This window comes from Butyrivibrio sp. INlla16, from assembly GCF_900104155.1.
Classification (GTDB): domain Bacteria; phylum Bacillota; class Clostridia; order Lachnospirales; family Lachnospiraceae; genus Butyrivibrio.
The window spans coordinates 1-10030 of record NZ_FMYB01000080.1; the positions used below are offsets into that span (position 1 = coordinate 1).

Below are 10030 nucleotides of genomic sequence, written 5' to 3' on the forward strand. Positions count from 1 at the left end.
CCAGCCAAAACATAAATCACCACCGAATGGACTGACAGACTTTTTTCGAGGTATCACCAACCGAAGCTGGCTCCCAAGGAGGAACCGTCAATGATCCTGCCTCGATGATTATATACCTTATGATCTGTCTGGAGTATACGGGAGCTACAGACATGTATAACTGTTAGTTAAGCTCCTTGATGATATCTGATGAGAGGGGAATCCTCCCTTCAATCATTACTTAGATTTGGAAATAGAAACTATTAACTGTAGTCCTTAATGACTACATCATTACTATACTAGGAGGTAATAATGGTAAAGCATGTGATTTTATGGACATTAAAAGATGAACTGTCAGCTGAGGAAAAGGCTGAGATTAAAAAGGGGATTAAGGAAGGACTCGAGGGTCTGAAGGGAAAGGTTCCGGGGATTGTTGAAATCAAGGTTAATATCAATGGCCTGGAATCTTCAAATGCGGATCTGATGCTTGATTCTACATTTGAAGATGAGGCGGCTCTTAAGGGATACGCGGTTCATTCTGAGCACGTAGCTGTTGCGGATACAAAGGTAAGACCATATACAAAGATCAGAAGTTGTCTGGATTTTGAGGTGTGATGAAAGTGGTTATGAGCGATAATAGTATTGGACAGTGTATTCAAAACGAGATCGATAGGATATATGGAATTGAATACGGGAAAAAGACCGGCAAGGTGCTTGTTCCTGCTTTTTTAGGTGACTTCAGAAAAGTACTTGAGAATAGCACTGCGGGGGAAGTTGTTTCCGAGGAGTACATGACTGAAGACAAGAAAATGCATCTGATCTTAAAGGGGCAGAAAAGACTTGGTGCAAAGGGATATGTGCCTTTCATTGTTTCATGTATATGCAATGACAGAGAACTGCTCAGCTCGGAAGTATTGTTTTTGGAAGAAATGTTATAAAGGTGCATAGATGGTGTTAAATGATCTATGATATGGTGTGTCATAAAACGGACAGCAAAATTGGTAGAATAGACCCGGATGAAATTGTAAGAAGTTTACGAGTTTATCAGGGAGGTGCATATGTTTGATACACATCATATCTATCAGAGATTTGGATCTGAATTGTTGTTTTCTGTTGTGATAATAATTCTTGCGGGAATTATGGCGGTGAGTTAAGGCAATGCCCATACCGGCAGAAAAATTGCCGATATGGGCGGGAAGGAGATACTCGGGATATGATAACGGTTAATCTTTATTATAAGGGAACAAATGGAAATGCCAGAGCTTTTGCTGATGAAATGGAGTCATCAGGGATAGTTGATGCGATTAGAAAAGAGGAAGGGAATCTTCGTTATCAGTACTTCCAGCCGATAGGGGATTCCGAGACGGTGCTGCTAATTGATTCATGGACGGATCAGGCTGCGATTGATGCTCACCATGCGTCGCCGATGATGGAGCAGCTCGCAAAGCTTCGCGAGAAATATGATCTTCATATGACAGTGGAGAGATTTGTCAGTGACGACTATGAAGGAGACGAGGGCTTTATTAGAAAGTAATGTGAAGCTCTTGATGTATAAAAGTGTGAGGAGTAAGGAAAGATGTTTTTCATAATGGGGATAACACAGGGCAGGAAGGATTTTGATTTTAACCAGCTTGTGACCTGCACTATCTGTGGGAAGTATGGACGCTTCAACGTGTTCATGACGTATATGGTTTTGTCTCTTTTCTTTATTCCTACAATAAAGTGGAGCAAACGCTACTATGTACAGACAAGCTGCTGCGGCACAGTTTATGAGCTTGATCCTGAGATTGGAAAAGCAATTGCAAGAGGCGAAAATGTCGAGATCCAGCAGTGCCATCTGACACGTGTGATGAATGGAAACGGATATGTGAGTGGCTATAAAAAGTGCAGACAGTGCGGCTACGAAACGGCAGAGGATTTCGAGTTCTGCCCTAAATGCGGAACAAGGTTTTGATTGGGGCGAACCGGTAGGGAGAGAGATTTTATGAAAATGGAGGTTGTTTGGGAATGAAAAAAAGATATCTTGGGTGGATTCTGTTTTTACTAACAATAATCGGAATGAGTGTAGCCCCCATAAAAGTATCTGCTGAAGACGGTGTGTTTGTTCCGACTGTAAAGAAAGATATCTATGTCTATGATGCGGTCGATATGATAAGCGCAGATGATGAAGACGAGATCAACCGTATCCTGGATGAGCTGGAAGAGAAGACGTCTGCGGAAGTTGCAGTAATATCTTACGACGATTCAGACCTTACCCTGGAGGAATATGCGAACAAGCTTTTCAATATGCTGGGCATAGGAAAAGCGGAAGAGAATAACGGTATTCTTCTTTTGATGCAAAAAGAGGGAAATCACGTGAGGCTTGAAATCGGAAGTGGAATTGATGATGTTTTCACTGATGATGTCGCAGGAGATATACTCGATAACTATTATGTGCCATACAGGGATGAAAGCACATCCGAGGCGGCGCTGGAGACTGCAAAGGCAGTAGCAGCCAATATGTATTCGTATTATGAAGTGGAAAGCGAACTGACCGGAGAATATGAACCTCTGATCTATGGGAATATAAGTGATGAGGAATTTGCCGAAGACGATAATGTATATGAAGTAGAGGAAACGACTGAATCAAATAAAATAGGTGGTATTATTCTGATTGTCATAGTTGGGTTTTTTGTATTATTCGTATTACCATCTATAATAGAGCATTTCGAAAAAAAGAAATGGGCGAAAGATCATGACGGAGACATGCATATCTGGGAGGCAAGGGAGAGGTTATACCATAGAACTTCCAGTGATTCATTCACCAACTTCTTTGATTCCGGTTCCTCTTTCGGAGGCGGAGACTCAGGAAGCTCCTTTGGTGGAGGAAGTTCCGACGGTGGCGGTGCCAGCAGATAATTACATGAAGGCTATAAGTAAGTAAAGGACTGAATTTAAAATGCCCGGATACATTTGGTTTGTATCCGGGTATTTCTCTTTTTTTTTTCTATCGGGAAAGCTTGTATATGATTCCCTATTTTCCATCAGGAAAACTTGTAAAGGATTCCCTTTCCATCTCTGGAGCGCCATATTTTTCCTTTGCGTCGGCGAACGCTTTGATCATGAACGCCATATTTCTTGCGAGGTTTCGCATAGTCTGAAGGCCCTCAAGATCCTTCTTTACATCCTCTGCTGTAAAGCCATGAACCTGATTCCAATAAGTGCTTGAAGCCACAGGCATTCCGCTTATTGTGAAGTACTTATTTAGTACATCAAAAGTCGCAGTATTGCCGCCTCTTCTGGCGCTGACGACCGCTGCGCCAACTTTAAGATGCTTTGAAAAAGACGTGCTATAGAACAATCTGTCCATGAACGAGAGTATTGTTCCATTCGGAGACGCATAGTAAACAGGACTTCCAACCACGAGGCCATCTGCCTCTTCAAGTTTTGGAGCAACCTCATTTACAAGGTCATTCACAACACATTTCCCGTTTTGAGCGCAATATCCGCAGGCAACGCAGCCACGAATATCCTTATTTCCAACATGAATTATTTCTGTATCAATTCCTTCTTCCCGGAAAACTTTTACCATCTCATCAAGAGCTGTCGCTGTGCAGCCATTTGCCCTTGGACTACCATTCAGTAACAATACCTTCGCCATAGAAAACCTCCTTTTTACAAACAAATTGCTAACAATATTATAACAAAAAAGTAAATATATTGAATTTTTAATAATAGTTATGGTGAATCGTGCAGTCGCCTGTGAGGTTACCTTTTCCGGTTGTGGATTGGGTATAGTGAATAAAAAGATGAAAGGAGCGGAAATATCATGACGAAGAATGATGCTAACGGTAAGGATATGGTTATGACGCTATCCCTTCCGACTGGCTTGAGGTGATCCAGAGGCGGGAGTGGATTGAGGAGATGTGTGACGTGGAGGCCAAATGAAGGCATTTTGTGAGGATATCTGTGATTTGAGGGAAAGGTTCAAAAACACAGATGACTATCACTGGAGAATCTGTGTTTTATGCAAAAAACAAAAAACACAGATGATTTATGAAGGACTATCTGTGTTTTGGAGGAAAATGAAAGAAACACAGAAGGACATGGCAGAAGGAGTCTGTGTTTTGGAGGAAAATGTAGGAAACACAGAAGGGCATGGCAGAAGGAGTCTGTGCTATGGAGAAAAATGTCGAAAGCACAGAAGACTATAGTGCCAGGGGTCTGTGTTATGGAAGAAAAAGTTAAAAACACAGATGGCAACCAATATATAGTCTGTGTTTTGGAAGAAAAAATAAAAAGCACAGATCCACATAATAGCAAGAGTCTGTGTAATAGAAGAAAATGCTGAAAACACAGAATTGTGTGAAGTGGCTGACGGAAATCTCGGGCTACTATTCACCGTGACGTCGTGAAGGCCGTGAAAATGGCATAATAATATTGATAATAACCCAACAAAAGTGATATTTGGATGCCTCCGGGTGATATATAACATAATTACAGAGAGGGACAACCAACAGATAAGAAATAAACAACCAACAGATAGAAATGAAAACAAATAAATTTGGTGTTCCCATAACCCGGGAAGTAATATTATAAGCTCAGAAAGAGAAAAGAAACAGCCAAACGGCTAACAAATACCACAACAAAGAAAGAGGTAAATATTATGAGATTTAATGATGTTCAGGATACACGCAAAGCAGAAGTTAAGAGAGTACAGAGAAACGAAGCAGTTCGCAAAATGTATGATGAATGCCTTGAGAAACTTTCAGCTTTTTATAACAAAGAGAAGATGGCAGTAGCTTTTGGGGCAACATTCACACTTTGATCTTTAAAAGAAATGGATGCAATGAATCCCCGGAGTGTTGATTTTGGTCAGTACTCCGGGGAGTTTTAAGTTATAATATTGGTAACAATTTAATCGAACTAAGAAGTAATCTGATTTTGAAATATAAATACATTATTGGCTGAAAATGGGTATGAATATTGCGGAGAGAATAATAGAACCAAGTACATATTTGTCGGATGACCGAAAACGGTTCAGCAATGCTGCATTAAAAGCGATGATTGTGCCGCTTCTTATTGAGCAGCTTCTTCAGATGGTGGTAGGACTTGCAGATACAATGATGGTTAGTTACGCCGGAGAAGCCGTAGTTGCAGGTGTAGGACTTGATACTATGGTCTACACCATATTCATATATTTGTTTACTGCTATTTCCGCAGGAGGATCGGTAGTTGTATCTCAATACATTGGGAGCAAAGAGAAGGATAATGCTGATCTTTCAGCTTCGCAGATATTTTTTATAGGTGGGGTGCTTTCGATTGTATGCATGGTGATGATGCTTGTTTTCGGATCAGCACTTCTGCAGGCTATGTATCCCAAGGCAGAGGCGGATACGATGGCGGCCTGCAAGACATACATGTGGATAGTGGCCTGGTCTTTTCCGGCAAATGCTATCTATAATGCGGGGACAGCTGTTTTTCGTGCCATGGGGCAGACCAGAGTAACCATGTGGGTCTCATTTATTGCAAACTTGGTTAATGTGGTCGGGAATGCAATAGGAATATTTGTACTGAAGGCAGGCGCTGCCGGAGTGGCATGGCCGACAACAATCTCATGGTATGTGGCTGCGGTTATTATGACCGTGCTGTGCCTTGAGACAAGGACATCTGATGATATTCTTAAAAGGCTTAATGCGTTCAGTGCCAAAAGAATCAGTATAAATATAAAGGATTCTCTTCGCCTGAATGCAGCTATGGCAAGGCGCATATTAGGTGTGGCAATTCCGAATTCCATTGAAAATACACTTTTTCAGGCGGCAAAGGTTGTTCTGGGTATGCTTACCGCAACTTTTGGGACATCGCAGATAGCTGCAAATACCACAGGACAGACATTCTGGTCACTGGCTGCATGCATGGGCATGTCAATGGGAACAGTTTTTATCACAGTTGTCGGACAGTGTGTGGGCGCCGGCGACTATGAGGCGGCTGAGTGGAATATAAGAAAGCTTACGAGATTATCGCTTGTGTTGGCAATCATTTGGAATGTGATGGTAATGGCACTGACGCCGGTTTTGCTTACTTTGTATAATCTTTCGGATGAGACAAAGCGGCTGATTTTGATAATAGTTGCGATACACAATCTGTTTTCTGCGCTGGTTCAGCCTTTTTCAGGCCCACTTTCATCGGGGCTTCGAGCTGCGGGTGATGTAAAATTCACGATGTGGGCATCGATATTTGCCACAGTTATCTGCAGGACAGTCCTGTCATTTATCCTTGCTCTGTGGATGGGCATGGGTGTAATAGGAATAGCTCTGGCAATGGTGCTTGACTGGTGCATTAAGGCAGCTCTTGATATCTGGCGATTCAAGACCGGAAAATGGATGAATAAAAAGATAATATAGTTGAAGTTGGAAAATAATATGGATGCAAAGAGGATAGAAAAACTAAAAGAAACTTATGCCCTGGAAGCACATTCTGAGGGAGGCTGGTTTTCAGAAGTTTACACGGCGGCGGTAGAAAAAGAAAACCGAGCTCTGGCCGGCAGTATATATTTCCTTCTTGTTGGAGAAGAGATATCTCATTTTCATCAGATAGATTGTGAGGAGATATGGTATCACCATGAAGGCTGTGCAGTGAAAATCACGTCTATAACTGATGGAAAAATCGAGAAATTGTACCTTGGACAGGATATAGAAAAAGGTGAGAGGGCAATGATAGTTATACCGAAGGGGGCCATTTTTGCCGCAGAAAATCTTGAAAAAGACAGTTACTGCTTCATGTCATGCATGACTGCACCCAAGTTTACTTATGAAGGATTCAGGCTTGTCGGGCAGCAGGAAATAGGTGAGATATGCGGTAAAAATGCAGAAAGAATTCTGTACCTTGCCTATGAAGATGAGGGAAGCTTATGAAAAAATGGTGGGTTACTTTTTGTGTGATGTTCCTTTTGCTGTTTACAGCCTGCAGCGAAAGAAGCCAGGTCATGGATGGCGATGGGATGATACAAACATTTCAGTATACTCAGATATCGCAGGACGTGGCGAAAGAGATGATGGAAAAAGATGATGGCCATGTTATCGTCGATGTCCGCAGGGAGGATGAGTATGCAGAGGGGCATATTCCGGGCGCGATTTTAATTCCGAATGAAAGCATTGATGTGGATCCGCCTGAGGAACTTCCTGACCCCAATCAGATAATACTCGTCTATTGCAGGAGCGGAAGGCGCAGTAAGGAAGCGTCGCAGAAGCTTGCGGATATGGGGTATTCGAATGTTTATGAGTTCGGGGGAATCATCGACTGGACCGGGGATATTGAAATAAATAACAATAACGAAACAGAAAACGGAGGAGAGGAAATGGGAGCAGCAAAACTTTTGTACCAGGGACATGCGAGCATGAGGATCACCACAACTGAGGGAAAGGTGATTTATGTGGATCCATTTGCAGGGGAGGGCTATGATGTGCCTGCAGATCTGATACTCATGACACATGGACATTATGATCACACGCAAACGGATACGATAACCACAAAGAATCCTGATTGTGAGACTATCTCGTGGGAGGAAGCATTAAGCGGAGGGCAGCATCAGAGTTTTGACCTCGGATATGTAAAGGTTGAAGCTGTGGAGGCAGGCTACAACAAGAATCATGATACAAAGCAATGTGTGGGATTTATCCTTACTTTTTCCAATGGTGTGACGCTGTATCTTTCAGGAGATACCTCTACGACGCCGCAGATGCAGGAACTTGCACAGAGAAATCTCGATTACGCATTTTTCTGCTGCGACGGAGTTTACAACATGGATGTGCAGGAAGCGATAGAGTGTGCCAAAACTGTAGGCGCAAAGCACAACATACCCTATCACATGATTCCTGCGGATAAAACGAACTGCTTTGATCAGGCGGTGGCTGAAAGTTTCGACGTACCGGGGAGGATAATACTCAAGCCGGGCGAAGAACTGGTTCTTGAATGATACCATAAAAAAGGGGCTGTCGCATTAGATGATTAAATCATCTGGGCGATGGCCCTTTTTCAGGCCTAAAAATCGGTACTTATATCTGCTTTCTGCTCATATCTCATATTTTTAGAGTAACTTAATAGTCCGAAGATATCTTCGGATCAGATACAGGAATTTGATTTTTAAGGATCAAAAATTATGCCGTTTTCTTTAGCTCAAAAAGATGAGTTCCTGTTCGGCCGGCCATGATCTTGTGATGCAGTTTATTGATATCGAATCCGATTGCAAGTAACACGCTTTGTGCAAGAACATTCTTCGTCCCCTTATACAAATATCTTCTGAAGTTCATGTCTTCTTTTACATTTGCAAATGAACCCTCCGCCTGAATGCTTCGGTTCATTCTGAGCTGCGTGCCGAATTCGCTGGTTATCCGCTTAAGGCATTCACTGCGCTTTTCTTCAAGCTTTCTCGAAACATAAAGCCTTTTGTTCCTGTCTTCAAATGGTGTCTTGCAGTTGTTTCCTTTAATGCAATCTTTCTTGTACGGGCATTCCTTGCAGCTATCACATTCATACGTAGTGACACTTCTTGAATAGCCACTTGCTGTTTTTTCGTTGCGGGTAAAGATTGCCTTTAATTCTTTGCCATTCCTGCAAACATAAGCATCATCCTCACTGTCATAATCCATGTTTTCACGTCTGCTGATGTCATTTTTAAATTTCCTTGTTTTTGAAAGTTCATAATTCTGAGGTTTTATGTATGCTGTCTGGTCATTTTTCTCGACAAAAACATAATTCTCTTCACTTTCGTAACCGGCATCAGCCACGATGTTCTTGTACTTAAACGGCAGATGTTTTTCCATGTCATTGAGAAACGGAATGAGTGTCAGAGTATCTGTGGGATTTGGATATATATCAAGCCAGGTAACATACTCGGCATCGACACCATGCTGGAGATTATAAGCAGGTTTAAGCTGTCCGTTCAGCATGGCATCTTCTTTCATGCGCATAAAGGTTGCATCCGGATCTGTTTTTGAATAACTGTTACGATTTCCACACTTGTACAGCTTATATGTGTAATCCTTGAGTTTCTTTATATATCCTTCAAGTGTTTCGACAGACCTTTGAAGAACAGTTTTTCTCTTTCCGGAGCCATAGACAAACTCTATTCCTTCATCATTCTTAATCTTGTAAAGTTTCTTTTTGAGTCTTTTTAATGTATGAAGTGATATCTGGTCATCATAGACAATCTTCAGGCCATAAAGTTCCTCGCACTCTGCGCAGAAGAGGCATATCTTCTCAGCCAGTTTTGCCATGTTTTTTGAAACTGTTTTTTTCCAGACAAAAGTATATTTATTCGCCACGGATTCAATCTTTGTGCCATCGATGAAGATGTTCTCCCCAGAGATTTCACCAAGATCAAGAAGGATTGTTCCAACCTGAGCCATCATCTGTTTTGAACACTGTGACAGATGCAGGGAAATAAACCTTGCAATGGTTGAATGGTCCGGTGCGGGCAAGCCTTCAAGAAGGTACATGAAATTGATATCACGCTTGCATGAGGTTTCTATGTCTCGAGATGAGAAGATTCTGTTCATTGCTGCATAGACTGCTATCTTCATCATATGACGGGGCGTTGCCTGGCCTTTTCTGATTCTTTCATATGTTGCATAAAGATCAGAAAGGTCCATCTCCTCCACGAATGCGCTTACCAGGCGTACCGGATCGTCATCTGCTACTGATAGGTCTATGTCGAGCGGTAGGGTTGTTTCATGAAGCAAAATAAATATAGGGTCTTTTAGCGATGAAACTTAGAGGGAAAAGCATTATACAAAAGTGCTTTTCCCTCTTCCTTTTTCTGCTCTGTAGAGGTATAATATACCTAAAGTATAGGTATACGCCACCTATACGAAAGGAGGAAGGTATGAAGACTGAAAAAGTATATCCAGAATGGGTTCAGGCACAACGCGTTAAGGGGACTACCATCAAGAAAAAAGGTGATTCATATTACCTGTACAAGCGTACATCGAAAAGGGTTCCGGGGAAAAAATACCCCCAGCCTGTGGATACCTATATCGGGCTGATTACTCCGGATGGTCTGGTAGAGTCTAAC

Annotated in this window: 12 protein-coding genes and 1 pseudogene; 11 read left to right on the forward strand and 2 right to left on the reverse strand. The window is 42.0% G+C overall.

Going from position 1 to position 10030, the window contains the following annotated elements:
* Positions 1–291 precede the first annotated feature (291 nt).
* The 5 genes from BLR42_RS20745 (at position 292) to BLR42_RS20765 (ending at position 2877) form a co-directional block, all read left to right on the forward strand.
* Positions 292–594, forward strand: a complete 303-nt coding sequence (locus BLR42_RS20745) for a Dabb family protein (protein WP_091873329.1) — start codon at positions 292–294, stop codon at positions 592–594.
* 11 nt (positions 595–605) lie between these two features.
* Positions 606–917 (forward strand): hypothetical protein, encoded by a 312-nt coding sequence (locus BLR42_RS20750; RefSeq protein ID WP_139165231.1) that lies wholly within the window; start codon positions 606–608, stop codon positions 915–917.
* Between the two features lie 275 nt (positions 918–1192).
* Entirely contained in the window at positions 1193–1513 is a 321-nt protein-coding gene (locus tag BLR42_RS20755) for a putative quinol monooxygenase (protein WP_091873334.1), read from the forward strand.
* 42 nt (positions 1514–1555) lie between these two features.
* Positions 1556–1933 (forward strand): zinc ribbon domain-containing protein, encoded by a 378-nt coding sequence (locus tag BLR42_RS20760; RefSeq protein ID WP_091873337.1) that lies wholly within the window; start codon positions 1556–1558, stop codon positions 1931–1933.
* Positions 1934–1986: 53 nt separating this feature from the next.
* On the forward strand, positions 1987–2877 hold the full coding sequence (locus tag BLR42_RS20765) for a TPM domain-containing protein (RefSeq protein WP_091873340.1): 891 nt from the start codon (positions 1987–1989) through the stop codon (positions 2875–2877).
* 115 nt (positions 2878–2992) lie between these two features.
* Here BLR42_RS20765 and BLR42_RS20770 read toward each other — a convergent pair whose 3' ends face one another.
* A complete protein-coding gene (locus BLR42_RS20770) occupies positions 2993–3619 on the reverse strand; it encodes a flavodoxin family protein (protein WP_022763472.1) in 627 nt (208 codons plus the stop codon).
* 424 nt (positions 3620–4043) lie between these two features.
* On the opposite strand from BLR42_RS20770, the gene BLR42_RS23835 reads away from it, so the two are divergent.
* The 5 genes from BLR42_RS23835 to BLR42_RS23725 all read left to right on the forward strand — a co-directional run bounded on the left by BLR42_RS23835 (position 4044) and on the right by BLR42_RS23725 (position 7933).
* Positions 4044–4172: a hypothetical protein gene (locus tag BLR42_RS23835; protein WP_278289434.1), complete on the forward strand. Its 129-nt coding sequence runs from the start codon at positions 4044–4046 to the stop codon at positions 4170–4172.
* Positions 4173–4624: 452 nt separating this feature from the next.
* Positions 4625–4786, forward strand: a complete 162-nt coding sequence (locus BLR42_RS23135) for a hypothetical protein (protein WP_170832914.1) — start codon at positions 4625–4627, stop codon at positions 4784–4786.
* 151 nt (positions 4787–4937) lie between these two features.
* Positions 4938–6362 (forward strand): MATE family efflux transporter, encoded by a 1425-nt coding sequence (locus BLR42_RS20780; RefSeq protein ID WP_091873343.1) that lies wholly within the window; start codon positions 4938–4940, stop codon positions 6360–6362.
* 18 nt (positions 6363–6380) lie between these two features.
* Positions 6381–6872: a cupin domain-containing protein gene (locus tag BLR42_RS20785; protein WP_091873344.1), complete on the forward strand. Its 492-nt coding sequence runs from the start codon at positions 6381–6383 to the stop codon at positions 6870–6872.
* Entirely contained in the window at positions 6869–7933 is a 1065-nt protein-coding gene (locus BLR42_RS23725) for a rhodanese-like domain-containing protein (RefSeq protein WP_242879458.1), read from the forward strand. The genes BLR42_RS20785 and BLR42_RS23725 overlap by 4 nt, the downstream gene beginning before the upstream one ends.
* 181 nt (positions 7934–8114) lie before the next feature.
* On the opposite strand, the gene BLR42_RS20800 is transcribed toward BLR42_RS23725, so the two are convergent.
* On the reverse strand, positions 8115–9698 hold the full coding sequence (locus BLR42_RS20800) for an IS1182 family transposase (RefSeq protein WP_242879459.1): 1584 nt from the start codon (positions 9696–9698) through the stop codon (positions 8115–8117).
* A gap of 143 nt (positions 9699–9841) precedes the next feature.
* Between BLR42_RS20800 and BLR42_RS20805 the strand changes: the two are divergent.
* A pseudogene (locus BLR42_RS20805) lies at positions 9842–10030 on the forward strand (hypothetical protein); the annotation flags it as partial.

Bases quoted from the DNA above. Each gene is read 5' to 3' on its own strand.
- BLR42_RS20745 (WP_091873329.1), top strand. From the start codon at position 292: ATGGTAAAGCATGTGATTTTATGGACATTAAAAGATGAACTGTCAGCT.
- BLR42_RS20750 (WP_139165231.1), top strand. From the start codon at position 606: ATGAGCGATAATAGTATTGGACAGTGTATTCAAAACGAGATCGATAGG.
- BLR42_RS20755 (WP_091873334.1), top strand. From the start codon at position 1,193: ATGATAACGGTTAATCTTTATTATAAGGGAACAAATGGAAATGCCAGA.
- BLR42_RS20760 (WP_091873337.1), top strand. From the start codon at position 1,556: ATGTTTTTCATAATGGGGATAACACAGGGCAGGAAGGATTTTGATTTT.
- BLR42_RS20765 (WP_091873340.1), top strand. From the start codon at position 1,987: ATGAAAAAAAGATATCTTGGGTGGATTCTGTTTTTACTAACAATAATC.
- BLR42_RS20770 (WP_022763472.1), bottom strand. From the start codon at position 3,619: ATGGCGAAGGTATTGTTACTGAATGGTAGTCCAAGGGCAAATGGCTGC.
- BLR42_RS23835 (WP_278289434.1), top strand. From the start codon at position 4,044: ATGAAAGAAACACAGAAGGACATGGCAGAAGGAGTCTGTGTTTTGGAG.
- BLR42_RS23135 (WP_170832914.1), top strand. From the start codon at position 4,625: ATGAGATTTAATGATGTTCAGGATACACGCAAAGCAGAAGTTAAGAGA.
- BLR42_RS20780 (WP_091873343.1), top strand. From the start codon at position 4,938: ATGAATATTGCGGAGAGAATAATAGAACCAAGTACATATTTGTCGGAT.
- BLR42_RS20785 (WP_091873344.1), top strand. From the start codon at position 6,381: ATGGATGCAAAGAGGATAGAAAAACTAAAAGAAACTTATGCCCTGGAA.
- BLR42_RS23725 (WP_242879458.1), top strand. From the start codon at position 6,869: ATGAAAAAATGGTGGGTTACTTTTTGTGTGATGTTCCTTTTGCTGTTT.